This window comes from Mesorhizobium sp. B3-1-9 (assembly GCF_006439595.1).
Classification (GTDB): Bacteria; Pseudomonadota; Alphaproteobacteria; order Rhizobiales; family Rhizobiaceae; genus Mesorhizobium.
This window is the reverse complement of record NZ_VFTJ01000009.1, coordinates 192,227-216,887: the sequence shown is the minus strand read 5'-3', so window position 1 is coordinate 216,887 and position 24,661 is coordinate 192,227. Positions and strand designations below refer to the sequence as shown.

Annotated in this window: 23 protein-coding genes; 8 read left to right on the top strand and 15 right to left on the bottom strand. The window is 65.2% G+C overall.

Going from position 1 to position 24,661, the window contains the following annotated elements; translation table 11 throughout:
- The first annotated feature begins 495 nt into the window (after positions 1-495).
- The 4 genes from FJW07_RS18675 (at position 496) to lpdA (ending at position 5,707) form a co-directional block, all read left to right on the top strand.
- Positions 496-1,728: a 3-methyl-2-oxobutanoate dehydrogenase (2-methylpropanoyl-transferring) subunit alpha gene (locus FJW07_RS18675; protein ID WP_140858111.1), complete on the top strand. Its 1,233-nt coding sequence runs from the start codon at positions 496-498 to the stop codon at positions 1,726-1,728.
- 2 nt (positions 1,729-1,730) lie between these two features.
- On the top strand, positions 1,731-2,744 hold the full coding sequence (locus FJW07_RS18670; protein ID WP_140858109.1) for an alpha-ketoacid dehydrogenase subunit beta: 1,014 nt from the start codon (positions 1,731-1,733) through the stop codon (positions 2,742-2,744).
- A gap of 15 nt (positions 2,745-2,759) precedes the next feature.
- Complete coding sequence (locus tag FJW07_RS18665; protein WP_140858107.1) at positions 2,760-4,070, top strand: dihydrolipoamide acetyltransferase family protein; 1,311 nt, start codon at positions 2,760-2,762, stop codon at positions 4,068-4,070.
- A 239-nt stretch (positions 4,071-4,309) separates the two neighbouring features.
- Entirely contained in the window at positions 4,310-5,707 is a 1,398-nt protein-coding gene (gene lpdA / locus FJW07_RS18660) for a dihydrolipoyl dehydrogenase (protein WP_140858106.1), read from the top strand.
- Positions 5,708-6,037: 330 nt separating this feature from the next.
- Here the strand turns inward: lpdA and FJW07_RS18650 are convergent, their stop codons facing one another.
- Entirely contained in the window at positions 6,038-7,141 is a 1,104-nt protein-coding gene (locus FJW07_RS18650) for a saccharopine dehydrogenase family protein (RefSeq protein ID WP_140858104.1), read from the bottom strand.
- Between the two features lie 127 nt (positions 7,142-7,268).
- Here FJW07_RS18650 and FJW07_RS18645 point away from each other — a divergent pair, with 127 nt between their 5' ends.
- Together FJW07_RS18645 and FJW07_RS18640 are read left to right on the top strand one after the other, a co-directional pair.
- Entirely contained in the window at positions 7,269-7,697 is a 429-nt protein-coding gene (locus tag FJW07_RS18645) for an Lrp/AsnC family transcriptional regulator (protein WP_140858102.1), read from the top strand.
- 238 nt (positions 7,698-7,935) lie between these two features.
- Entirely contained in the window at positions 7,936-8,223 is a 288-nt protein-coding gene (locus FJW07_RS18640) for a GIY-YIG nuclease family protein (RefSeq protein ID WP_140858100.1), read from the top strand.
- Between the two features lie 322 nt (positions 8,224-8,545).
- Here FJW07_RS18640 and FJW07_RS18630 read toward each other — a convergent pair whose 3' ends face one another.
- The 5 genes from FJW07_RS18630 to FJW07_RS18610 all read right to left on the bottom strand — a co-directional run bounded on the left by FJW07_RS18630 (position 8,546) and on the right by FJW07_RS18610 (position 14,871).
- Entirely contained in the window at positions 8,546-10,579 is a 2,034-nt protein-coding gene (locus tag FJW07_RS18630; protein WP_140858098.1) for an aldo/keto reductase, read from the bottom strand.
- Positions 10,580-10,637: 58 nt separating this feature from the next.
- On the bottom strand, positions 10,638-11,723 hold the full coding sequence (ugpC, locus tag FJW07_RS18625) for a sn-glycerol-3-phosphate ABC transporter ATP-binding protein UgpC (RefSeq protein ID WP_140858089.1): 1,086 nt from the start codon (positions 11,721-11,723) through the stop codon (positions 10,638-10,640).
- A gap of 11 nt (positions 11,724-11,734) precedes the next feature.
- Positions 11,735-12,571, bottom strand: coding sequence for a carbohydrate ABC transporter permease (locus FJW07_RS18620; RefSeq protein ID WP_140858087.1), 837 nt, complete (start codon positions 12,569-12,571; stop codon positions 11,735-11,737).
- Positions 12,568-13,428: a sugar ABC transporter permease gene (locus FJW07_RS18615; protein WP_140858085.1), complete on the bottom strand. Its 861-nt coding sequence runs from the start codon at positions 13,426-13,428 to the stop codon at positions 12,568-12,570. The genes FJW07_RS18620 and FJW07_RS18615 overlap by 4 nt, the downstream gene beginning before the upstream one ends.
- A 174-nt stretch (positions 13,429-13,602) precedes the next feature.
- Positions 13,603-14,871 carry an ABC transporter substrate-binding protein gene (locus FJW07_RS18610; RefSeq protein WP_140858083.1) on the bottom strand — a complete coding sequence of 423 codons (1,269 nt, stop codon included), beginning with the start codon at positions 14,869-14,871 and terminating at the stop codon, positions 13,603-13,605.
- A gap of 106 nt (positions 14,872-14,977) precedes the next feature.
- Here FJW07_RS18610 and FJW07_RS18605 point away from each other — a divergent pair, with 106 nt between their 5' ends.
- The gene (locus tag FJW07_RS18605) at positions 14,978-15,847 is read left to right on the top strand and encodes a helix-turn-helix domain-containing protein (RefSeq protein WP_140858081.1); all 870 of its coding nucleotides are present in this window, start codon (positions 14,978-14,980) and stop codon (positions 15,845-15,847) included.
- A 58-nt stretch (positions 15,848-15,905) separates the two neighbouring features.
- Here FJW07_RS18605 and FJW07_RS18600 read toward each other — a convergent pair whose 3' ends face one another.
- From FJW07_RS18600 to FJW07_RS18580, 5 genes are all read right to left on the bottom strand, one after another.
- Positions 15,906-16,160 (bottom strand): DUF1344 domain-containing protein, encoded by a 255-nt coding sequence (locus FJW07_RS18600; protein WP_140858078.1) that lies wholly within the window; start codon positions 16,158-16,160, stop codon positions 15,906-15,908.
- Positions 16,161-16,316: 156 nt separating this feature from the next.
- Positions 16,317-17,696 (bottom strand): ATP-binding protein, encoded by a 1,380-nt coding sequence (locus FJW07_RS18595; protein ID WP_140858076.1) that lies wholly within the window; start codon positions 17,694-17,696, stop codon positions 16,317-16,319.
- A 39-nt stretch (positions 17,697-17,735) separates the two neighbouring features.
- A complete protein-coding gene (locus FJW07_RS18590; protein WP_042645381.1) occupies positions 17,736-18,413 on the bottom strand; it encodes a winged helix-turn-helix domain-containing protein in 678 nt (225 codons plus the stop codon).
- Between the two features lie 197 nt (positions 18,414-18,610).
- Positions 18,611-19,396 carry a hypothetical protein gene (locus FJW07_RS18585; protein WP_140858075.1) on the bottom strand — a complete coding sequence of 262 codons (786 nt, stop codon included), beginning with the start codon at positions 19,394-19,396 and terminating at the stop codon, positions 18,611-18,613.
- Between the two features lie 30 nt (positions 19,397-19,426).
- Positions 19,427-19,684: a hypothetical protein gene (locus FJW07_RS18580; RefSeq protein ID WP_140707344.1), complete on the bottom strand. Its 258-nt coding sequence runs from the start codon at positions 19,682-19,684 to the stop codon at positions 19,427-19,429.
- A 205-nt stretch (positions 19,685-19,889) separates the two neighbouring features.
- On the opposite strand from FJW07_RS18580, the gene FJW07_RS18575 reads away from it, so the two are divergent.
- Positions 19,890-20,522, top strand: coding sequence for an isoprenylcysteine carboxylmethyltransferase family protein (locus tag FJW07_RS18575; protein WP_140858073.1), 633 nt, complete (start codon positions 19,890-19,892; stop codon positions 20,520-20,522).
- A gap of 303 nt (positions 20,523-20,825) precedes the next feature.
- Here the strand turns inward: FJW07_RS18575 and FJW07_RS18570 are convergent, their stop codons facing one another.
- From FJW07_RS18570 to FJW07_RS18555, 4 genes are read right to left on the bottom strand one after another with little or no spacing between them, the layout of a single operon-like run.
- Complete coding sequence (locus tag FJW07_RS18570; RefSeq protein WP_140858071.1) at positions 20,826-21,041, bottom strand: hypothetical protein; 216 nt, start codon at positions 21,039-21,041, stop codon at positions 20,826-20,828.
- Positions 21,038-21,793: a COG4280 domain-containing protein gene (locus FJW07_RS18565; protein WP_140858069.1), complete on the bottom strand. Its 756-nt coding sequence runs from the start codon at positions 21,791-21,793 to the stop codon at positions 21,038-21,040. The genes FJW07_RS18570 and FJW07_RS18565 overlap by 4 nt, the downstream gene beginning before the upstream one ends.
- 25 nt (positions 21,794-21,818) lie before the next feature.
- Positions 21,819-22,862 carry an ABC transporter ATP-binding protein gene (locus FJW07_RS18560; protein ID WP_181182674.1) on the bottom strand — a complete coding sequence of 348 codons (1,044 nt, stop codon included), beginning with the start codon at positions 22,860-22,862 and terminating at the stop codon, positions 21,819-21,821.
- Positions 22,859-24,661 carry an iron ABC transporter permease gene (locus tag FJW07_RS18555; RefSeq protein ID WP_181182673.1) on the bottom strand — a complete coding sequence of 601 codons (1,803 nt, stop codon included), beginning with the start codon at positions 24,659-24,661 and terminating at the stop codon, positions 22,859-22,861. Before FJW07_RS18555 ends, FJW07_RS18560 begins: the two co-directional genes overlap by 4 nt.

The window sequence follows — 24,661 nt, the reverse complement described above, 5'->3', positions numbered from 1 at the left end:
GCGGGCAGAGAGCGTGATCTCCCCCCTTGTGGGGGAGATGGCCGGCAGGCCAGAGGGGGGCGCTGTCCCGCCGGCGTCTTGATGTTTGATCCTTGGCCTTGACCGAATGTCGACTTTCGGAAGCCGGGTTTGCGCGCCCTCCGTTGCCTTATGACGACGAATGACTACGGAGAGTTGGCGTTCTGTCACGCCCCCCTCTGCCCTGCCGGGCATCTCCCCCACAAGGGGGGAGATTAGCTGCTACGGCCGCCGCGCATATCCCGCTTACTTTTTCTGACAGCAATCGCCCCGCAAACTTCCGCCAAATTGCGCGCAGCGCAAAAACATCGACAAGAAATTTCGCCGCCATATCTGCATCTTGGCGCTTGCGTGCCGCATCGGTTCCACGAGCCGACGGCCGAAGGGGAAGGCCATGCCCAGACCCGGCGAATTGGCACTGGTGCGGCGGCGCGGATGTGCAAAGATCGCACCGGCAACATTGGAGGATGTGAGCTCATGGCCGATGCTGGAATGTTGCGCTTCCATGTGCCCGAGCCAGAGGTGCGGCCCGGCGGCACGCCGGATTTCTCGAATGTGACCATTCCCAAGGCGGGCTCGGTGCCGCGTCCGGAGATCGACGTCGATCCGCGCACCATCCGCGACATGGCTTTCTCCATCATCCGCGTGCTCAACCGCGCCGGCGAGGCGGTCGGGCCGTGGGCCGGGCTGCTCAGCGACGAGGAACTGCTCGAAGGCCTGCGCCATATGATGACGCTCAGGACCTTCGACGCGCGCATGCAGATGGCGCAGCGCCAGGGCAAGACCTCCTTCTACATGCAGCATCTGGGCGAAGAGGCAGTGAGCTGCGCTTTCCGCAAGGCGCTGGCGCCAGGCGACATGAACTTCCCAACCTATCGGCAAGCCGGCCTTCTGATCGCCGACGGCTATCCGATGGTCACCATGATGAACCAGATCTATTCCAACGAGGCCGATCCGCTGAAGGGCCGGCAGCTGCCGATCATGTATTCGTCGAAGGAGCACGGCTTCTTCTCGATCTCCGGCAATCTGGCGACGCAGTATATCCAGGCGGTCGGCTGGGCGATGGCCTCGGCGATCTCCAACGATTCGCGCATCGCCGCCGCCTGGATCGGCGATGGCTCTACGGCCGAGTCCGATTTCCATTCCGCGCTGGTCTTCGCTTCGACCTACAAGGCGCCGGTCATCCTCAACGTCGTCAACAACCAGTGGGCGATCTCGACCTTCCAGGGCATCGCGCGCGGCGGCTCCGGCACTTTTGCGGCGCGCGGCCTTGGCTTCGGCATTCCGGCGTTGCGCGTCGACGGCAATGACTATCTTGCGGTGCACGCCGTGGCGAAATGGGCGGCGGAGCGGGCGCGCGCCAATCTCGGGCCGACGCTGGTCGAATATGTCACCTACCGTACCGGCGCGCATTCGACGTCGGACGATCCGTCGGCCTACCGGCCGAAGGCGGAATCGGATGCCTGGCCGCTCGGCGATCCGGTCATCCGGCTGAAGAACCATCTTATCCACAAGGGCGTCTGGTCGGAGGATCGTCACACCCAGGCCGAAGCCGAGATCCTCGAAACGGTGATCGCCGCGCAGAAGGAGGCCGAGGGCCACGGCACGCTGCATGCCGGCGGCAAACCATCGACCCGCGACATGTTCGAAGGGCTCTACGAAGAGATGCCGCCGCATCTGAGGCGCCAGCGCCAGCAGGCGGGGGTCTGATCATGCCCAGGAAGACCATGATCGAGGCGATCCGCGACGCGCTCGACGTCTCGATGGGGCGCGACAACAAAGTCATCGTCTATGGCGAGGATGTCGGCTTCTTCGGCGGTGTGTTCCGCGCCACGCAGGGCCTGCAGGCGAAATATGGCCGCAGCCGCTGCTTCGACGCGCCGATCAACGAATCCGGCATCGTCGGCTCGGCCATCGGCATGGCCGCCTACGGCTTGAAGCCCTGTGTCGAGATCCAGTTTGCCGACTACATGTATCCGGCCTACGACCAGCTGACGCAGGAAGCGGCGCGGCTGCGCTACCGCTCGAACGGCGATTTCACCTGCCCGATCGTGGTGCGCATGCCGACCGGCGGCGGCATTTTTGGCGGCCAGACGCACAGCCAGAGCCCGGAAGCGCTGTTCACCCATGTCTCCGGCCTGAAGACGGTGGTGCCGTCCAATCCGCACGACGCCAAGGGTCTGCTGATCGCGGCGATAGAGGATCCGGATCCGGTGATCTTCCTTGAGCCGAAGCGGCTCTACAATGGCCCGTTCGACGGTCACCACGACCGGCCGGTGACGCCCTGGTCGAAACACGAGCTGGGCGAAGTCGCCGACGGCCATTACACGATCCCGCTCGGCAAGGCGGCGATCCGCAGGCAAGGAGCCGCGGTCACCGTGCTTGCCTACGGCACCATGGTCTATGTCGCGCAGGCGGCGGCCGAGGAAACCGGCATCGACGCCGAGGTGATCGATCTGAGAACGCTTTTGCCGCTCGACCTCGACACGATTGTCGCCTCGGTGAAGAAGACCGGCCGCTGCGTCGTCGTGCACGAGGCGACGCTCACCTCCGGTTTCGGCGCCGAGCTGGTCTCGCTGGTGCAGGAAAACTGCTTCTATCATCTGGAAGCGCCGGTGGCGCGGGTCGCCGGCTGGGACACGCCCTATCCGCATGCGCAGGAATGGGACTATTTCCCCGGCCCGGCGCGGGTCGGGCGCGCGCTTATCGAAACATTGGAAGCTTAGAGCGGGGAGGCCTGGTTGGGCGAACATATCATCAAGCTGCCCGATGTCGGCGAAGGCGTCGCCGAGGCCGAGCTCGTCGAATGGCATGTCAAGGTCGGCGACCTCGTGCGCGAGGACACGGTCCTCGCCGCCGTCATGACCGACAAGGCGACCGTCGAGATTCCGTCGCCGGTCGATGGCGAAATCCTTTGGCTCGGCGCCGAGATCGGCGACACGGTGGCGATCGGCTCGCCGATCGTGCGGCTGAAGGTGGCCGGCGAAGGCAATGTGAAGGCCGACGCTGCGCCTGCATCCGAGGAGAAAGCGCCGGCTGAGCCGGCCGAGGCAAAACCGGCGCCGGCCGCGCCGAAGGCGGCATCAAAGCCGACAGAGGCGCCGAAGACGACCGCCCCCGCGCCGAAGGCCACGCGCCCTGCCTCCGTTTCAGCCGCGCCGCGCGCGGAAGGCGAAAAGCCCTTGGCCTCGCCGGCCGTCCGGCTGCGCGCCAAGGAGGCCGGCATCGATCTGCGGCAGGTCGCGGGCAGTGGTCCGGCGGGGCGCATCAGCCATGAGGACATCGATGCGTTCGTCGCGCGCGGCCCGCAACTGGCCCGCGCGACCGGGCTTGACCGGAAGGACGGCGTCGAGGATATCAGGGTCGTCGGCCTGCGGCGCAAGATCGCCGAAAGGATGTCGCTGGCGAAGTCGCGCATCCCGCACATCACCTATGTCGAGGAGATCGACGTCACGGCCTTGGAAGAATTGCGCGCGACGCTGAACAAGGAGAAGCGCGGGGCCAAGGGGACCGAAAGGCCCAAGCTGACGCTGCTGCCTTTCCTGATGCGGGCGATGGTCAAGGCGATCGCCGAGCAGCCCAATCTCAACGCGCTGTTCGACGACGATGCCGGCATCATCCACCAGCACGAAGGCATCCATATCGGAATCGCCGCCCAGACGCCCAACGGGCTGGTGGTGCCGGTGGTCAAGCATGCCGAGGCGCGCAATCTGTGGGACTGCGCTGTCGAGGTCAACCGGCTGGCCGACGCGGCGAAGTCCGGCACAGCGACGCGCGAGGAACTGTCCGGCTCGACCATCACCATCACCTCGCTCGGCGCCATGGGTGGCGTCGCGACCACGCCGGTCATCAACTATCCGGAAGTGGCGATCATCGGCGTCAACAAGATCATGGTGCGGCCGGTATGGGACGGCACGCAGTTCATTCCGCGCAAGATGATGAACCTGTCGTCCAGCTTCGACCACCGCATCATCGACGGCTGGGATGCCGCGGTGTTCGTACAGCGGATCAAGGCGCTGCTCGAGACGCCGGCGCTGATCTTCGTGGATTGAGGGGGCGGAACGATCGAGATGCCGGCGGGACAGCGCCCCCCTCTGCCTTGCCAGGCATCTCCCCCACAAGGGGAGAGATCAGATGTCACCGCGGCTTTCGCCTATCTCCGACGCAGCAGGAATGGGCGGCGCTCCGAAGCTGCTGATCTCCCCCCTTGTGGGGGAGATGTCCGGCAGGACAGAGGGGGGCGCGAAGGATCGCGACCTATGTTCTCCAGGCCGCAACATAAGGTGCCATCATGAAAGAAATCTCCTGCAAGCTGCTCGTCATCGGCGCCGGTCCGGGCGGCTATGTCTGCGCCATCCGCGCCGGACAGCTCGGCGTCGACACGGTCATCGTCGAGGCAGGCAAGCCGGGCGGCACCTGCCTCAATGTCGGCTGCATCCCGTCCAAGGCGCTGATCCATGCGGCGGAAGAGTTCGAGAAGGTCGCGCATATGGCCGGCGGCAAGGATCCGCTGGGCATCAAGGTCGCCGCGCCGACGCTGGAACTCGCAAAAACCGTCGCCTGGAAGGACGGGATCGTTAGCCGGCTGAATAGCGGTGTTGCCGGATTGCTCAAGAAGGCCAAGGTCAAGACCGTGCAAGGCTGGGCGACGTTCCGCGACGGCAAGACGGTCGAGGTCGAGACCGAGACGGGCACGCAGGTGATCCGCGCCGAGACCGTGGTGATAGCCACCGGCTCGGCGCCGGTCGAATTGCCGTTCCTGCCTTTCGGCGGCCCGGTGATCTCGTCCACCGAGGCGCTGGCGCTGAGCGACGTGCCGAAGAAGCTCGCGGTCGTCGGCGGCGGCTATATCGGGCTCGAGCTCGGCATGGCTTTCGCCAAGATGGGCGCCAAGGTCACCGTGGTCGAGGCCTTGCCGCGCGTGCTGGCGCAATATGATGCCGAGTTGACCCGGCCGGTGCTGAAGCGGCTCGGCGAGCTCGGCGTCGAGATGATTACAGGAGCAAAGGCGAACGGATTGTCGACCAAGGGCGACGCGCTGCTGGTCGAGACATCAGACGGCAAGAATGCCAAACTCACCGCCGACAGCATCCTGGTGACGGTCGGGCGCAAGCCGCTGACCGAGGGCTGGGGCCTGGAGCAGATCGACCTCGACAAGGCGGGAAAATTCATCCGCATCGACGACCAGTGCCGCACCTCGATGCGCGGCATTTTTGCGATCGGCGACGTCACCGGCGAGCCGATGCTGGCGCATCGCGCCATGGCGCAGGGCGAGATGGTGGCCGAGATCGTCGCCGGCCACAAAAGAAGCTGGGACAAGCGCGCCATTCCCGCGATCTGCTTCACCGATCCGGAGCTGGTCACCGCCGGCCTGTCACCGGAAGAGGCGAAGGCGCTTGCCGGCGAGATCAAGATCGGCCAGTTCCCCTTCGCCGCCAACGGCCGGGCGATGACCAAGCAGGGCGAGGACGGTTTTGTGCGGGTCGTAGCGCGCGCGGACAACCACCTGGTGCTGGGCATCCAGGCGGTCGGGCAAGGCGTGTCGGAACTGGCTGCAGCCTTTGGTCTCGCGCTCGAGATGGGCGCGCGGCTGGAAGATATCGCCGGCACGATCCATGCGCATCCGACGCAGGGCGAAGGTTTCCAGGAAGCGGCGCTGAAGGCGCTCGGCCACGCGCTGCATGTTTGAGTCCGGCGCCGGTCGACCCCCACTCCGTCGAGCTACGCTCGACACCTCTCCCCCGATCGACGGGGGAGAGGAAAGGCGCGAACTTAGTCTGCCAAGCTCCTTTCCTCTCCCTCCGGAGGGGGGAGAGGTGGCGCCGCGAAGCGGCGACGGAGTGGGGGAAGGCGCTGCTCAGATGCGCTGCCGCTGACAACTACACATCACCACCCGGGCCTCAACCAGGGCCAGGCATCCGGCTTGAAATAGCAACCGCCCGGCGCCGGTCGACCCCCACTCCGTCGAGCTTCGCTCGACACCTCTCCCCCGATCGACGGGGGAGAGGAAAGGCGCCGCTCAACCCGCCAGCTTGCTCGCCATCTCGTGCTGGGCGTAGGCGCGGCCGAAGCGGTTGGCGAGGAAGGCGTCGAGGGCGATGTCTTCCTGGCGCACGAAACCCTTCGCCGGCAGCGAGCCGTCGGCCAGCATATCGAGCACGGCGCAGATGCCGGAAGCGGTGGTGATTTGGATGGCGCTGCGCACCAGATTGCCGACACGCTTGGAATAGATCTTGTTGGCGTAGGTCTCCTGCAGCAGCCGGCCGTTGCGGCGGCCCGAGACGGTGACGAAGACGATGACCACGTCCTGCAGCGTCGAAGGCAGCGCGCTTTCAAAGATGTCCTTCAGCACGTCGCGGCGGTGGCGCAGCCCCAGATCGTTGAGCAGCGCCTTCATGATCGCGGCGTGGCCGGGATAGCGGATGGTGCGGTAGTTCAGCGTGCGCACCTTGCCCTTCAGCGTCTCGGCGAGCGTGCCCAGACCGCCGGAGGTGTTGAAGGCCTCATAGGTGACGCCGTCGAGCGAGAATTCCTCGCGCTCCTCCAGCGGCGGCACTTCGATCAGCTCGCCCTCGACGATCGCCTCGCAGGGCTCGCAATATTCGTTGATGACGCCGTCGGTGCTCCAGGTGAGGTTGTAGTTCAGCGCGTTGGACGGATATTGCGGCAGCGCGCCGACGCGCATGCGAACGCTTTCCAGCGTGTCGAAGCGGCTGGCGAGATCGTTGGCGACGATCGAGATGAAGCCCGGCGCCAGGCCGCATTGCGGGATGAAGGTGCTTTTGGCGTCGCGCGCTAGCTCCTTGACGCGGCGGGTCGAGACGACATCCTCGGTCAGGTCGAGATAGTGCACGCCGGCGGCGGCGGCCGCCTCGGCGATGCGGGTGGTGAGGTGGAAGGGTGCGGCGCTCAGTACGGCGAATTTGCCGGCAAGCACTTTTTCGAGTTCGCCCGAAGTGGCGATATCGAGCTCCTGCGTCGCGACGCCGGCCGGCAGTTCGGCGGCGGCAAGCTGGGCGGCCGAGCGGTCGACCAGCGTGACGTGGTAGTCGCCCGTGGCGTTCAGCATTTCGGCGATGGTCGAGCCGATCTTGCCGGCGCCGACGACAACGATGTTCTTCATGATCAATTCCCCTGCCAATGCTGATTTCGATTTGGCGGGAATCTTCGCAGCTTGCCTGTCGAAAGGAAGCGTGGAATCTGGCAATATGGCGCCGAACTTCAAGCGATATGCCGAAAGGTTTCGTCGATTGATCAGTGAAGCCGAACAAGCCCTGCTTACCTTGTTGCGCGCCAATGCTCGCGCCTCGACCGCCGAGCTCGCGCGCCAGCTCGGCGTGTCGCGTACCACAGTGCAGAGCCGCATCGAGCGGCTGGAGCAGCGCGGCATCATCACCGGCTATGGGGTGAGGCTGTCGCCCGATTATGAGCAAGGGCTGGTCAAGGCGCATGTGCTGCTCACCGTGACGCCGAAGCTCGCCGACAAGGTGGTGCGCAGCCTGGAAGCGATGGCGCCGGTCCGCACGGTGCATTCGGTGAGCGGCAATTTCGACATGATCGTCATCGTCGACGCGCCGTCGATCCGGGATCTCGACGCGCTGCTCGACCGGATCGGCGCGATGGACGGGGTGGAGCGGACCTCGTCGTCGATCATCCTGTCGACGCGGGTGGATCGGTAGCAACGCCTCAGATGTTCGCGGGGCGGCGAAGCTGCCGATCTTCCCCCTTGCGGGGGAGATGGCCGGCAGGCCAGAGGGGGTTCGCCTCCCGTAGAGCGCCGACGCCTCCTTCGTCATTCTAGGGCGGAGCAAGGAGCGAAGCGACGCGCGCAGACCCTAGAATCCATGCCGTGACATTAGCCATAGAATGCAGCGGCCCAGAATAGCCGTTGGTAGTAGCGCCAGGTAAGATCGCCACGTGACAGGCTACGTCTACATGACCGCGAGCCAGAAAGGCGGCACGATCTATATCGGCGTCACCAATGATCTTGCTCGTCGGATGCCCGAGCACAAGACCGGCCAAGGCTCCGGCTTCACCAGCCGTTACGGCGTGCAGCGCCTCGTCTGGTACGAAGAGCATTTCGACGTCACCGACGCCATCCAGCGTGAGACATCATTGAAGCACTGGCCGCGCCAATGGAAGGTCGAATTGATCGAGAAGACCAATCCGGAATGGTTCGAGCTGTTTCGCGGCATCGGCTGGTGAGCGTTCTGGACCGTGGCGGCGCTCAACCGTCACGGCATGGATTCTAGGGTCTGCGCGCGTCGCTTCGCTCCTTGCTCCGCCCTAGAATGACGAAGGAGGCGCCGGCGCGAGGCCCCCCTCTCTGTCCTGCCGGACATCTCCCCCCTCAAGGCCCTCAAGGGGGGAGATTGGCAGCTTCGACGCTGGCACCTTTTCTGCAACATTGGTGATTGGCGAAAGCCGGCGTGACATCTGATCTCCCCCCTTGAGGGGGAGATGCCCGGCAGGGCAGAGAGGGGGGCGAAGGGACGCGACGCCCGTCATCTCGCTCGTGGTCTATCCCCTAAGCCCGCCGCCTTTCCGGCCCTTCGTCCAGCCAGGCCACATCCTCCGGCGTCAGCTTGATATCCAGCGCCTTGAGGCTGTCCTCCAACTCGTCCAGGGTGCGCGGGCCGATCAGCGGCACCGAGGGGAAGGGCTGCGCCAGCACGTAAGCCAGCGCGACATGGATCGGGCTCTTGCCGAGCTTTCGGGCCAGTTCGATGGCGCGGTCGCGGCGGCCGAAATTCTTTTCCGAATACCAGACCCGCACCAGCTCCTCGCTGTCATGCTTGTCGCGGCCGGCGCGGTCGGTGAAGAAGCCGCGGCCCTGGCTCGACCAGGCGAAGTTCGGCATCTGCCGCGCCGCCAGCCAGGCTTTCCAGGCGTCGGTCGACGAGGTGACGCAGCCGGCCCAGATCGGCTCCAGCATCTCGGCCAGCGAGAAATTGTTGGACAGCGCGCCGGGCTTCTGCCTGCCGTTCTTTTCGGCGTAGGCAATCGCCGCGTCCATGCGCTCCATCGTCCAGTTGGAGCCGCCGAACAGGCCGCGGATGCGGCCGGCCTTGGCCTCCGCGTCCATCGCATCGACGAATTCGCCGACCGGCACGTCCGGATTGTCGCGATGCATGAAATAGATGTCGACATGGTCGGTCTGCAGCCGGTCGAGCGACTGTGCCAGCTGCTTGCCGATGACGTCGGGATAGCAGAGCGGCGAATGCGCGCCCTTGGCGATGATCACCGATCGCGCACGCACGCCGCGATTGGCGAGCCATTGGCCAAGCAGCGTCTCGGTGTAGCCGGCGCCATAGACAAAGCCCGTATCGAACAGATTGCCGCCGGCCTCGAAATAGGCGTCGAGCAGGATCGAGCCGGAGGAGAAGCTGCGGAAATCCTCGAAACCCAGTGCCAGCCGCGAGACGGGCATCGACAGGCCGGGAATGTCACGCTTGCCGATGGCGGCGCCGTTGGTCCTTAGCCGCCGGCCGGAGATGGTGTTGACACGCTTAGCCGGCTTCTCGATCTCGTATTCGAGCCCGACAGCGGCGCGCCATCTGTCGAGGACGCGCAGCGTGCCGAGGCTGTCGGCCCAGGACATGCCGGGCCAGGCGAATTCCTGCCGTCCGGCGAGGATCGCCTCGCCGGCGGCATCGACCTCGAAGGAATAGAGGTGGCGGGTCTCGCCGAGGCTGATCACCTCGCGTGCGGTCCCGGACCGGATCACCTCGATCCGGCCCGGTCCGACATCGCGGTTGCCACCGGCGAACCAGAAATCGGGCACCTCGATGCGGCCTTTGGTGCCGAGGATGCGCAGCACATTGTCCTGGTCGAGCGAGATGCTGCAGGACACTTCAGCGACGATGCCGCCGGGGAAGTGCAGCAGCGCCGAGGCCCATTCGTCGACGCCGGACTGGCCGAGATGGGCGGCGCCCACAACCTTGTCGGGCTCGGCGAAAGGCTGGCCGATCGCAGCGCCCGCGATCAGCCGCGCCATCGATACAGGATAGCCGCCGACATCGAGGATGCCGCCGCCGGCGAGCTCGTTGGCGTAAAGCCGGTGCTCCGGCATGAAGCCCGGCATGGCGAAGCCGAAGCTCGACTTGATCATGCGCACATCGCCGACGGCGCCCGACTTGATCAGCTCGACCAGCTGCAGCGTCTGCGGATGCAGCCGGTACATGAAGGCTTCGCCGAGGAAGGTGCCGGCCTTGCGCGCCGCATGCATCATGGCGTCGGCTTCGAAGGCGGTCAGGGCCAGCGGCTTTTCGCATAAGACATGCTTGCCGGCCTCGGCAGCCTTGATCGCCCATTCGGCATGGCCGGGATGCGGGATCGAAATGTAGACGGCGTCGACGTCCTTGTCGGCAAGCAGCGCCTCATAGCCGTCGAGGATGCGCGCGCCCGGAAAGGTCTCGGCAAGCCCCGCTTTGCCCGGATTGCGGGCGCCGAGCGCCTCGAGCGTGCCGGTGCGCGACTGCGCCACGCCGCCGGCAAAGGATTTGGCGATGCTGCCGGGCCCGAGGATGCCCCAGCGGATTTTCTTGGATGAAGATGTCATATCAAATACTCCATGGGTCGCCGCCACGCCTGGCATGCCGGCAAAGAAAACTTGCGGGTCAGCGGATCCTTGCGCCCTTCTTGTCGAAGAGCAGCGCCCGTTCCGCCTTGATCGAGACCGTGAAATGGTCGCCGCTGGCGCGCTGGCGCGAGGCCTCGCGCTCGACGATCAGCTCCTCGGGTCCGGCATTGGCGTAGACATAGCTCACCGAGCCGAGATGCTCGGCGACGTCGGCCTTGACCGGGATGTCGCAATCGCCCTCGCCCGCCTCGAAGAAATGCTCCGGCCTGACGCCGAGCACGATTTCGGCATCAAGGGCGGGAAAAGCTTCGGCGAGCGGTTTGCGCAACCGCGCGCCGCCATGATGGACGAGTTCGACGATTGCCGCGCTGTTGGAGATCTCCACGACCTTGGCGCTGAGGAAATTCATCTTCGGCGAGCCGATGAAGCCGGCTACGAAACGGTTGGCCGGGTCGTCGTAGAGGTCGAGCGGCGCGCCGATCTGCTCGACATTGCCGGCCTTCAGCACGACGATACGGTCGGCCAGCGTCATCGCCTCGGTCTGGTCGTGCGTCACATAGATCATGGTGACGCCGAGCTCCTTGTGCAGGCGCGAGATCTCGACGCGCATCTGGACTCTTAGTTCAGCGTCGAGATTGGAGAGCGGCTCGTCGAAGAGAAAAACCTGCGGCTCGCGCACGATGGCGCGGCCGATGGCGACGCGCTGGCGCTGGCCGCCGGAGAGTTGCTTCGGCCGGCGTTGCATCAGTTCGTCGATGCGCAGGATTTCCGCCGCTCGGCTAACCCGGCGATTGGTGTCGGCCTTCGGGTTGCCGTTCATCCTGAGGCCGAAGGAGAGGTTCTGCTCGACCGTCATATGCGGGTAGAGCGCATAAGACTGGAAGACCATGGCGATGCCGCGCTCGGCCGGCTCGACATCGTTGATCACCTTGCCGCCGATGGTGATGTCGCCGCCGCTGATGTCCTCCAGCCCGGCGATCATCCTCAGCAGCGTGGACTTGCCGCAGCCGGAGGGGCCGACGAAGACGACGAACTCGCCGTCGGCGATGTCGATGTTGGCGCCGTGGACGACTTCGAAGACGCCGAAGCGTTTGACGACATTGGTGAGGGTGACGGCCGCCATTGCGCTCCTTCCTACTTGACCGCGCCGGCGGCGATGCCGGCGATGAAATGGCGCTGCAACAGCACGAAGACGATGAGCATCGGCACTGTCAGCATCACGGCGCCGGCCATGATGCCGCCCCACGAGACCTTGGTCAGGCCGATCAGCGTGCCGAGCGCCACCGGCGCCGTCATCGCGCCCGGCTGGCTGTTGATCAGCAGCGGCCACAGATAATTGTTCCACGAGGCGAGGAAGAGGATGATGGCCAAGGCCGCCAGCATCGGGCGGGCCAGCGGCATCGCCACGAACAGGAAGATGCGCCATTCCTTGACGCCTTCGACACGCGCAGCGTCGAACAGTTCGGCCGGCATCATCGAAAAGGCCTGGCGCATGAAGAGGACGCCCAGCGAATTGAACAGCGGCGGCACGATCAGCGCGATCCAGGTGTTGGCCAGAGCGAAGTCGCGCGCCACCATGATGAATTGCGGGATGAGCACCACCGCGTAGGGCAGCGTGATGGTGCCGAAGATGATCGCCACCACCGCGCCCTTGCCGTGGAATTCGTAGCGCGCCAGCGCCCAGCCGGCCATCGAGGTGAGCAGCACCGAAAGGATCGTGTAGGTCACCGCGACCGAGACCGAGATGCCGATGGCGCCGATGAAATTGGTGTCGCGCTGCAGGTTGGCGACATTGTCGAGGAAATTGTCGTGCGGCAGAAGCTCGATGCCGGGGCTGAAGATGCCGTTGTCGGGCATGGTGGAGAACACCACCATCATCCACAGCGGAAACAGCCAGACCAGCGCCAGCGGCGTCAGGAAAAGATGCAGCGCAATGACGCGCCCGAGCCTTGCCTGCGAGCGCGAGGTCATTTCGGCTCCCTCATCAGCCAGAGCTGCACCAGGGTGATGGCGATGGCGAGTCCGGCTATGGTGTAGGCGACGGCGGAAGCGTAGCCGAAATTGAGCGAGCGGAAGCCCTGGCGATAGAGCAGCAGGCCGAGCGTCTCGGTGCCGCCGCCAGGGCCGCCGCGCTCGGTGATCAGGAACGGCTCGGTGAAGAGCTGCATGGTGCCGATGATCGACAGCACGGCGCAAAAGACGATGACCGGCTTCAGCAATGGCAAGGTGATGTAGAAGAATTGCTTCAGCCTGCTGACGCGGTCGAGTGTCGCCGCCTCGTAGACGTCCTCGGGGATAGACTGCAGGCCGGCCAGGATGATGATGGCGTTGTAGCCGGCCCAGCGCCAGGTCACGGCGATCATAATCAGCGCCATGGCCGGCGTGACGTTGGAGAACCAGTCGATCTTGGGCAGGCCGACGCTGTTCAAGAGCTTGTTGACGATGCCGAAATCGAGGCTGAACATCAGCCGGAAGACGGCCGAATAGGCGACCTCGCCGACCACCACCGGGGCGAAGAAGGCGAAGCGGTAGAGGCCGCGCGCCTTGAGCAGCGGCGAGTTCAGCAGCACCGCCATGACGATCGCCAGCGCAATCATCACCGGCACCTGGATGACCAGGATCAGCAGCGTGTTCTTCAGCGCATTGTAGAAGGCGGGGTCGCCGATCAGGCGGCCCCAGTTGAAGGCCGGCGCGAAGCGCCACGGCACGGTGCGCGTCGCCTGGAAAGAGATCAGGAAGGACGAGATGATCGGCCAGATCCAGAAGATGGCGAAGATCAAAAGGTAAGGCGTGAGGAAGCGGTACGCGGTGGCGTTCTGCGTGCGCATCGTCTTCCTCCTTTCTCTTGTCTTTTCCTTCTCCCCTTGTGGGAGAAGGTGGCCGCGCAGCGGCCGGATGAGGGGTGTTCCAGGGAAAGCCGACGTCTCACTCCGCTGAAGCACCCTGTCTTGGCGCTGCGCGCCAATCCACCTTCTCCCACAAGGGGAGAAGGGGCTAATCGCCTACCTCACCGGCAAACCAGTCGCAGCGGCGATCTGCTTGGCGGCGTCGTCGAGCGCGGCCTTGGCGTCGGGGTAGCCGCTGGCCAGATATTTGGTCTGCACGGCGCGCATGATGATCTCGGCGTCGCTCTGGAACTGCGTGCCGCGGCTCGGCACCACCTTGGGCAGCGTCGCCAGGATATCCTTCCAGACCGCCTGGTCGCCCCAATAGGGCTGCCCTTGCGCGACATAAGGGTCGTCGAGCGCCGAGATCAGCGAGGGCACCAGGCCGAAATCCTTCAGCATGGTGATCTGGCCCTCATTGGTCTCCAGCGTATATTTCAGGTAGGCGTAAGCCGCCTCCTTGTTCTTGGAGGCCGAGGTGATGGCCAGCGACGAGCCGCCAAGATTGGCGGCGCGCGGGCCGTCGGCGGTCAGGCTCGGCATCAGATAGACGCCCCATTTGCCGCTCTCCTTCGGCGATTCGGTGCGGATCGTGCCTTCATACCAGCCGCCATAGACCTGGCTGGCGACGGTGCCGGCGGTGTTGTTGGTGATCTTGGTGGACCAGTCGGCCGACGACACGATGCCGGCGTCCTTCATCTCCTTGACCTTGGTCAGGGCGTCGACGCATTTCGGCTCGGCCACGGTGATCGACTGGCCGTCCTCGGCAAAGTAACCGCAGCCCTGCTCGTTGGAGATCATGCGGAAGAATTCGGTGTCGCCGTTGAAATCGGCATTGGTCATCGACACGCCCGGATTGGCGGCCTGGATCTTCTTGCCGGCGGCGATGAAATCGTCCCAGGTCTTGATCGAGGCCGGGTCGACGCCCCCCTTCTCGTAGAAGTCGCGGCGGTAGAAGACGGCCACCGGGCCGGAATCCCAAGGCATCGCGTAGGCCTTGTCGCCGACTTCGAGCTCGGTGCGCTTGAAGTCGGGGAATTTCTTCTGGTCCTCGGCGCTGTAGCCCAGCGTGTGCAGGTCGACGAAGCAGTCCGGGAACTGGCTCCAGTAATTCTCCGCCTCGCCGTTCTCGATCGAGACGATATCGGGCAGGCCGACGCCGCCGGCGGCGCAGCCGGCGATCGATTTGTCATAGGTGGGCTGGTTGCCGAGGTCCTGAACCGTGACCTTGATGTCGGGGTATTTCTTGTTGAAGCCCTCGACCGTCGCCTTCAACGACGAGGCGGCGATGTTCCAGCTCCAGATGGTGATCTCGCCGGACTGCGCCAGGGCCGGGCCGGAGCCCAGGGCAAGCATAAGCGCGGCGCAGGTCAGTGTAGTGCGCATTGAAATCCTCCCATTTCATTTGCTCTCTCACTGTGAGCGTGGCTAGACTATGCGGCGCGGAAGGCTTGTCCCCGTCGAAGGGAATAAGAAGTTGGCGGAAAGTAAGATGCCGGGGCGTCCATTCTACCAGCCTGGCGCGAGCAGCGTCGAAGGACTGCCGCTTGTTTTGCAGATGTTCCACAACCACCCGTTGGTGATGCTGAAGCCGCACTGGCACGCCCAGGTCGAGGTGAATTTCATCGTTCAAGGCAGCGTGCATTACCGCATGGCCGAGCACGAGATTGCGCTGTCGGCCGGCGAGATGTGCCTGTTCTGGGGCGGCCTGCCGCACCAGATGGACGACCTCTCCGACGACGCCGTCTATGCCGGCGCGCATCTGCCGCTGGTGCATTTCTTCCGCCTGCATCTGCCGGCCAACATACGCCATCGGCTAATGACCGGCGCGACCCTGGTGACCAACGCCACCGACCAGTCGGACAACGACAATTTCAAGCGCTGGAACGAATATGCGCGCTCGGGCGATCCGGCCAGGGCCGAGCACGCCGTCAACGAGCTGCTCTTGAGGCTCGAGCGGGTGCGCTTCGAGCCCTACCGCCTGGTGCCAGGAGCGGCCGCCGGGCAAGGCGCAGGCAATCCCTTCGACCAGCAATCCTCGCGCAATGTCGGGCGCATGTGCGATTACATCGCCGAGAATTTCCTCTACGACATCGACTGCGTGACCATTGCGGCTGCCGCCGACATCCATCCCAAATACGCCATGAGCCTGTTCAAGAAATCGACCGGCATGACGCTCAACGAATATGTCAATCTGCTGCGCCTGAGCTACGCGCAGGCGCTGTTGATGCATGAGGACGCCAATGTGCTGAGGGTCGCCATGGAATCGGGCTTCGGCTCGCTCAGCGCCTTCAACAAATCCTTCCGCAAGCTTGCCGGCATGTCGCCTTCCGATTTCCGCCGGGCGGGCGCCGCGCGGTAGTATCGCCGAATGGCGTCGCCGGCAGGGAGAACCCTGCCGGCGTGTCGTGATTGTCGGTTCAGTTGGCCGGTTGGACGGCCGAAACCATGAGCTTGCCGGCCTTGGCGGAATAGGTGACGGTGACCTTTTCGCCGACCTTCAGGGTCTCAACCTCGATGTCTTCGGGCAGGGCAAAGGTCTTGCCGTCGCTCAGCGTGAAGGAATCGCCCTTCTTGTCGACGCTGGCGATGGTGCCGCTGGCTGCCTTGGCATAGGCCCCGGTCGCGGAGGCGAGAGCCACGATCGCTGCGACTGCGATGACGGATTTTTTCATCTTCTTTCCTTTCTTCTGTGAGGTTGCTGGCCCGAACCTCGTCGGGCCGCGCTCCCGATCCGGCGGGAACGGCACAAGCCTAGAGACCGGAGTTTTCGTGCGGCTGGCGGGGGCTATACAAATGCGTAAGGCGGCCGGACGCGGGCTCCGCCTGCCTCAGGCATCTGGAACTCGCACGGCCGGAAGGCTGATTGTCACGCCGAGACCCGGGTTGCGGTCCTCGAGCGTTATTGCCGCCCCATGCAGGTCGGCCACCGCCTTGACCAGGCTCAAGCCCAGGCCGCTGCCCGGCGTCGTGCGGCTCGCATCCAGCCGGTAGAGCCGGCGGAACACCTTTTCGCGCTCTTCGGCGGGGATGCCCGGACCATTGTCGCGGACATGGACGAGGACGTGGCTGCCTTCCCTGGTCACCGAGAGCTCGATCGCGGTGCCCGGTGGGCAATGCCTGAGCGCGTTCTCGACCAGATTGGCGAGCATCTGCATCAGCAGGTCGCGGTCACCGTGAATATACCATTTCGTACCCGGAATAATCCCTGTGGACAAGGACTTGCCGTCATCCTCGGCGACGTCGGCATAGACCTCGCCGATGGTCTCGACGACCGGGCCGACATCAAGGTCGACGAAGCGAGCCTTGCGGGCGCCGGCTTCGATTTGGGCGATGCGAAGCAAAGCGTCGAAGGTGCTGTTTATCTGCTGGCTCTCAGCGCGGGCGTCGGTCAGCTCGGTCGAGACGTCCTCGCCCGACACCGTCTTGTCGGCGGCCGATTCCAGGATCATCTGCAGCCGGTTGAGCGGCGTCTTGAGGTCATGGGCGATGTTGGCGCTCACTTCGCGCATGCCGTCGACCAGCGCCGACAGGCGCTCGAGCGCCGCATTCACCTGGGCCGAGACGGCGTCGATGTCGTCGCCGCTGCCGATCAGCGGAATGCGCGCATCGAGACGACCATGCGAGACGTCGACCATGGTGCTGGCGATGCCGTCGAGGCGCCGCTGGACGCGCGAGGCAAGCACGGCGCCGCCGACGATCGCCAGGACGGTGATGAAGAGCGTGGCCCAGCCGAAGCTCATCAGCACGATCCTTTCCAGATCCTCGGTTTCCGAAAGCGAGAAGGCGACCGTCAAATTGTTGTCGCCGACCACGCCCGAATAGGCGCGATATTCGGTGTCGGGCGGCACACCCGGCAAATTGGCGGCGAACATGGAAAAGCCGTCCGGCAGCGCGGCGGCGGTGAAATCCCCGGCAAGGCGGTTGCCGTCCTTGTCGGTGAGGGAAAAGATCTCGTCCTTGTCCTGGCTGAACTGGGCATGGTCCCTGACCGTGGAGACGAGATCCTCTTCGTCGCTCTCGGCATAGGTCGCGGCGATCAGCGAATAGGTCTCCTTGATCGATTGATCGAGCTGCCTGGCGAGCGAGGCGCTCATCAATTGATATACGATCGCGCCGGACAGGATGAAGGCCAGCAGGAACAGAAAGGCGAAGGTCAGCGCCAGCCTGAACGGCGTGCTGCGCAGCAGGCTGGAGCGTGTCTCGCTCATGCGATCGCGGTGGGTCGCCCCGCACATGCGGCCGCGAGATCAGGCCGGGACATGCAGGCTGTAGCCGGTGTTGCGCACGGTGTGGATCAGCGGCACGTCGAAAGGCCTGTCGACCTTGGCCCGCAGCCGGCTGATATGCGTTTCGACGACGCTGGTCTTGGGGTCGAAATGAAAATCCCAGACTCGCTCCAGAAGCATGGTGCGGGTGATGACGCGGCCCTCGCCGCGCATCAGCACCTCGAGCAGGCTGAACTCGCGCGGCTGCAGGTCGATCGGCTGGCCCTGCCTGGTCACGCGGCGCAGGATCAGGTCCATTTCGAGGTCGGCGACGCGCAAAGCCGTCTTCTGCTCCTGCGCCGCCGGCCGGCGGCCGAGCGCATGGATGCGGGCAAGCAGCTCGGAAAAGGCGAAGGGCTTGACCAGATAGTCGTCGCCACCCGCTTCGAGGCCCTCGACGCGGTCGTCGACGCCGCCGATGGAGGTCAAGAAAATGGCCGGCGTGCGGATACCGGCGGCGCGAACCGCCTTGATCATCGACAGGCCGTCGAGGCCGGGAACCATGCGGTCGGCGACGATCACGTCATAGGCGTTGCGGGTCGCGGCGAAGAGGCCGTCATGGCCGTCGCGCAGCAAGTCGCAGACATGGCCGGCCTCGGTCAGTCCCCTGACGATGTAGTCGGCGGTTCTCGGATCGTCTTCAACAAGCAGAAGTCGCATCGCCCCGTGCTGTCCTTGCCGCCTCAACCTCACCGGCATGGTAGCGCCGGCTGCGGCTTTTTCTTGGCCGGTCTATCTGTTCGTTTGACGCGGTTCCTGACGGAAATCCCGCGCCACCCGTTGCTGGAATTGCTCTAACCATCTGTTTTTAAGCGCTGCCGGAGCGAAGGCCGCAACACATTTTTGCGAGAAGCGTTTTAGTCGAGGAGCGCCTGTTCGTCTTCGTCGATCAGGTTCCTCAGGGTCATATAGAGAACGATGACCACGATGCAGCCGAGAAAGGTCAGGCTGGTGGCGGTGGTGCCGAAGCCCATGCCGCCATACTCGACCGGTTGCGATAGCAGGTCGCCGAAGGAGGCACCGAACGGCCGGGTCAGGATATAGGCGAGCCAGAAGGCGAGGATAGAGTTCAGGCCGAGGAAGAACCAGGCGAGCGCGATCGCCGCGATGACACCGCCGAAGATCACGCCGGTGGTGAGATAACCCATCTCGAAACGCTCGGCCACCAGATCACCGGCGGCCGTGCCGAGCGAGAAGGTGAACAGGATCGCCAGCCAGTAGAAGATCTCGCGCCTGGTGGTGAAGATGGTGTGGATCGAGAGCGTCTTTTCGCTGGCGTACCAGGCCGCGAAAGTCAGTGCGAGGGCGGCCGAGAAGACGATCGTCGTCGTCTCCAGCCGCACGCCGAAATTGTCGACGAGGTTGTCGGTGACTAGGGTACCGACGACGCTGATCAGCACGACCGCGAGCCAATAGGCCCAGGGCACGTAGCGCTTCCGCGCGAACTGCAGGACAAGCGCGACGGCCAGGATGCCGCTCATGATCAAGGATGTCGCGGTAAGGCCGAGGCCGAGATTGACGGCCAGGTAGTCGGCCGCTGTCTCGCCCATGGTCACCGCCATGATCTTGATCAGCCAGAAATCGATGGCGACGTCCGGAACGCGGTTCAATTCGGACTCGCGTGCGTGGCTTGCTACGGTCATGGCGATATCCATTTCCGGTTCCTCCGTCGCTTACTTGCCAAGAATCTTCATAGCCTGGGCGAAGAAGTCGTCGGCGCGCTTGTCGTCGTCGGCGTTGCAACGCTCGATGCCCTTCGTCTCCAGTTCGGAAACCTTGTTCTTGTCGGCATCGTTAGGTGTCGCCTTGGCCTCGGCGGCGCGCAGGTCCTTCAACGCGGTCTCGCAAGGCGTCGGAGCGGCAACGGCCGAAGCCAAGGGAACGATGATCGCGGTAGCGGCAAAGGCGAAAGCAAGGGCAAATTTGTTCATGGCATTATCCCGAGGTTGATGATCCATTCGCCGCCCGAAATCGCGTTTGGCGGCGATCGTCAGGCTAGACGGGCGAATTCACCGCGGCCTGTCCGCGCGCTTACAAATTCGTAAGGTCGGCCAAAAACCTCCACCGGGCCTCGTCATCGCGCGGCGGAACAGCTAGAAGCCTCGGCGCCCCTGTCGGCGCCGGAGCGTGAGAAGAATGGCCTATACGTCCCTCAAATCGGCGCCGAAGGCGTTCGACCAGCACAAGCGCCTGATCGTCGTGCAGGCGGCCGCCGTGCTTGCCGTCATCCTGCTCCTGTTCAGCAAGCCGGCGCTGGCCGAAGGGTCGGACGGGCACGAAATCGTCGAGACGATCGGGTTCGCGATGGTGCTGATCTGTTTCCTTGGCCGGCTGTGGAGCATCCTCTTCGTCGGCGGCAGGAAGAATGACGAGCTGATCATGTCCGGTCCGTTCTCGATGACCCGCAACCCGCTCTATTTCTTCTCGACCGTCGGCGCTGCCGGCATCGGCCTGATGTTCGGCTCGGTGCTGGCCGCCGCGATGCTCGGGCTGGCGAGCTTCCTCGTCTTCCGCTTCACCGCGCGCAAGGAGGCCGAATACCTCGCCGGCAAGTTCGGTGCGGTTTACGCGGCCTATGCCGACCGCACGCCGCGCTTCTGGCCGAATCCGCTGCTTTACCGCGACGAGGCGCAATGGCTGTTTTCGACGCGCGCGCTGCGGAACACGTTCCGCGACGGGCTCTATTTCCTGGCGCTGTTCCCGGTCATCGAGGCGGTCGAGTATTTCCGCCTCAGCGGGGACTTGCCGACGCTTTTCACCGTTTATTAGGTCTCCGGCGCGGATTTGGCCGGCGGCTATGCTTTGCCTTGGCAGGCGGCATGCTTTGAGATTGTCTGAAGCGCCCATCGCGATCGTCATCCTTTGGCGGAGCAAGGAGCGAAGCGACGCGCGCAGACCATAGGATCCATGCCATTACTTTGAAGCGTCACAACGGTGCAGAATTCTGCCTCGCTGCATTCCACGGCTGAGGGCACGGCATGGATTCCAGGGTCTCCGCGACGCCGCTTCGCGGCTGCTCCGCCCTGGAATGACGAAGCTGGGAAGCTTCCGCCAATCTCCAGCGTTACGCGATCAGCGCGCCCTGCCGCGCGCGGCGCGGCGCGTGCTCTGCAGAAGAATTGCCAGGCAGCCGGCGAGAAGCAGCCAGCCGCCGGCGAGCGGCGGCAGCCCCAAGAACTTCACTGCGGCGGCGATCAGTGCAATGAGGATCAGCGCCAGCAGCGCCAGGCTGCCGTCGTCGACGAACATGCCGACGAGCTCCTTGAAGACAAGACGGATCATGGTCATCGGGCGACTCCTGCGGCGGGCGTCGGATAGGCGCCGCGCAGCCAGCGCACGATGGCGAAGGATGCGGCGGCAATGATGGCGAAGATGGCGAGCAGAGCGAGGTCGGCGCCCGGCCACTCGGCGCCAAGGCCTTCACCCGTCCAGAACACGCCGAAGCTGGTGAGCATCAGCCCGACGACGAATTTCAGGGCGTTTTCCGGCACGCGCGCCAAAGGCCGGTGCACGGCGAGGCCGATCAGCGTCACCAGCACGAAGGCGGCCAGCGCGCCGAGGCCGGCATAGAGCGTCTGGCCATGCGCGGCGCCGACGGCGATGACGATGAACACCACTTCGACGCCTTCGAGCAGCACCGCCTTGAACGACGCGACGGCCGCCAGATAGTCGGCGCGGCGGTCATCGGCCTGCCGCTGCAGCGCGGCCGTCTCCTTGGAAAAGGCCTGCTCCTCGTCATGCAGCGCGATGACGCCGACGCTGCGCAGGATCGCCTTCCTCAGCCAGCGCATGCCGAACAGGATCAAAAGCACGCCGACGACGAATTGCAGGACGGTGATGGGAACGAGCGCCAGCAGCGGTCCGAACGCCAGCACCAGCGCCGCCAGCACGGCAAGCGCCAGCGCCGCGCCGGTCAGCGCCGGGCGCCAGCTGCGCGTCACGCCGACGGCGAGCACGATCGTGAAGGCTTCGACCACCTCGACGAAGGAGGCCAGGAAAGAGGCCGTCACGGTGGAAAGTATGGGTGTCAGGCCATGCATGCAGGCATCCTATAGTTCGGAATCATCAGTTGGCGAGAACGATACAGCGTTCGGGCGGCAGCGAGAACGCCAGCGAGGAGCCGACCGGCGGCGCTTCCGGCCAGTCGAGGCGGACACGCTGCGGGCCGAGTTCCACCGCCAGCCGCCAGCAGCGGCCCTGGAAGGCGCTCGACAGCACTTTGCCCTGCAGCCGGTTGCCGGGATGCGCCTCGGCCGGCCGTGCGTCTTCCGGCCGGATCACAAGCATGCCGTCGCCTGATTTCGCCCCGGGCGTGCGCAGGCTGTCGGCGGCGGCGCCCCGCACGCTGAACAGCCCGTCGCGCACGGTGCCGGGCACCACCGAAAAGCCGCCGATGAAGCCGGCGACGAAGGAATCGGCCGGCTGCTCGTAGATCGCCCTCGGCGTGTCGAACTGGGTGATGCGGCCGTCGCGCATCACCGCGATGCGATCCGAAACGGCCATGGCTTCGGCCTGGTCATGCGTCACATAGATGACGGTGGCAGCTTCGCGCCGCACCAGCTCCATCATCTCGATGCGCATGTCCTCGCGAAGCGCTGCGTCGAGATTGCTGAGCGGCTCATCGAACAGCATCAGCGCCGGCCGCGCCGCAAGGCAGCGGGCGATGGCGACGCGCTGCTGCTGTCCACCCGACAGTTCCGAGGGGTAGCGATCGCGATAGGGTGCGAGCCGCGCGACCTCCAGCGCATGGCCGACGCGGACGGCGATCTCCGGTTCGGCGAGCCGCTGCGCGCGCAGCCCGAACGACAGGTTGCCCGCCACCGTCATATGCGGCCACAGCGCGTAGTCCTGGAACACCATGCCGATCCTGCGCTTTTCAGCGGGCAGGACGGATCGTTCGCTCCAGACGACACGGTCGCCGAGCGCGATCGTGCCGCTGTCGGGGTCGACCAGCCCGGCAATGCTGCGCAGCAGCGTGGTCTTGCCGGAACCGCTCGGGCCGAGCAGCGAGACCACCTCGCCGGCCCTGATGGCGAGGTCGAGGTTGCTGAGCACGGCGCGCCCGCCGAGCGACTTCGAGATGCCGGCGCAATGGAGCGAAGCGGTCATGCCGGCCCTCCCGACGCGGCCGAAGTGCCTTGCGGCCGGCCAAATGCAATGAAGCGCTTGAGCGGATACCAGATCAATGCCGCGGCGCCGCCGGCGGCGGCCATGGCGGCGAGCGCGATGGCGCAGGCCAGCCCGTCGCGGTCATGGCTGAACAATTTCAGGATGAGCGTCGGCGCCGGCGGACCGCTTTGCGGGATCAGCATCTGCGACATCGGCAATTCGAACACGGTGCGGATGAAGGTAAGCAGGAAGGCCGTGACGACGCTGAGCAGGATCAGCGGCAAGGTCACCGAGATGAGACGCCGGACCGCGCCGACGCCGGAGATCCGCGCGGCGTCGGTCAGGCTCGGCGCCAATTGGCCGACGGCCGAGAGGATGACGACCAGGCAATAGGGCAGCGCCGCCGCGACATAGCCCATGACCAGCAGCGAGCCGTCGCCGTAATGCGGGAACGGCCAGTCGCGGAAACCGGGCAGCCGGTTCCAGACCAGGATGTAGCCGAAGCCGAGCACGATGCCGGGGATCGCGACCGCGCCGAGCGACAGGCCAAGCACCGCAGTGCGCATGACAGGGCTCGAACGATCGAGCTGGGCCGAAAGCAGCAAGGCCAGCGTGCTGGCGATGACCGCCGCAAAGCCGGCGTAAAAGAGGCTGCGCATGAGCCCTTCATTGGCCGCCGTGTGCAGGCTAAGCGCCGCGCCGAGATTGGCGAGGGTGAAATTGTCCGGCGCCAGACCGTTGCCGAGCGTGCTGGTGAGCGCCCGCACCGCGATGGCGCCGAGCGGCAATATGAGCGCGAGGAAGGCGACCAGCAGTGCCATCGCAAAAGCGAGCCAGCGCCAGGCGCCAAGCCGATAGCGCCGGGCCGGCCTGGCCCGTCCGGAAATCAGCCGCGGATCGGCGCGGCGGCGCAGCAGCCTGTCGGCCACGACGACGAGCAGAACCAGCGCCAGCAGCACCAGGGCCTGCGCGCCGGCGGCAGGGAAGTCGACGGGATAGTCGCTCGCCGCGGCATAGATGCCATAGGTCAGCACGCCGAAGCTCGACATCCTGGCAATCGTCGAGGCCAGGCCGAAATCGGAGAGCACTTCGGCGAAGGTGGCGATGAAGCTCAGCACGATCGCCGGCGCCAGCAACGGGCCGTTGACGCGCAGCCAGATCCTGAGCGGCCCGGCGCCCGACAGGCGCGCGGCGTCCTCCAGCTCGCTGCCGAGCCCCGCCAGCGCGCTGCCGATGATGAAAGCCGCGAGCGGGAAGAGGCTCAGCGTGTGCACGAAGACCAGGCCGGCCAGCCCGAAGAAGGAAGCGCCGAGCCAAGGCGGCAAAAGGCCAAGCTGCGCCAGGTAGCCGCCGGACGACATCAAGAGCACCCAGGCCAGCGCCTTCAGATAGGACGGCGTCAGGAACACCAGCCAGGGCACCAGCGAAAGCGGGCCGCGCAGCGGGATGTCGCAACGCTGCACCAGCACGGCGAAGGCGCCGCCGAGCATGGTCGTCGTCAGGGCCGCAAGCAGGCCGAGCTCCAGCGAATGCAGGATCGAGCCGGCGATATAGGGTGAGGAGAAGACGCGCGCGAGCGGCTCGGCGCTGAAGAGGCCTTGCGCGCCGTCGACCGCGAACAGCCCAGGCACCACGGCCTGCAGCAGCACGAGCGCCAGCGGCAGGCCGATCAGCAGAGCGAAGACGGCATAGACCGCCAGTGGCCCGCCAAGGCGCGCCAGCGCGGGCAGGCGTCCGCGCGCCCACCCGCTCGAGCCGATGCCGCCGACGGCGGCGGCGGCATCGAATTTCTGCACCAT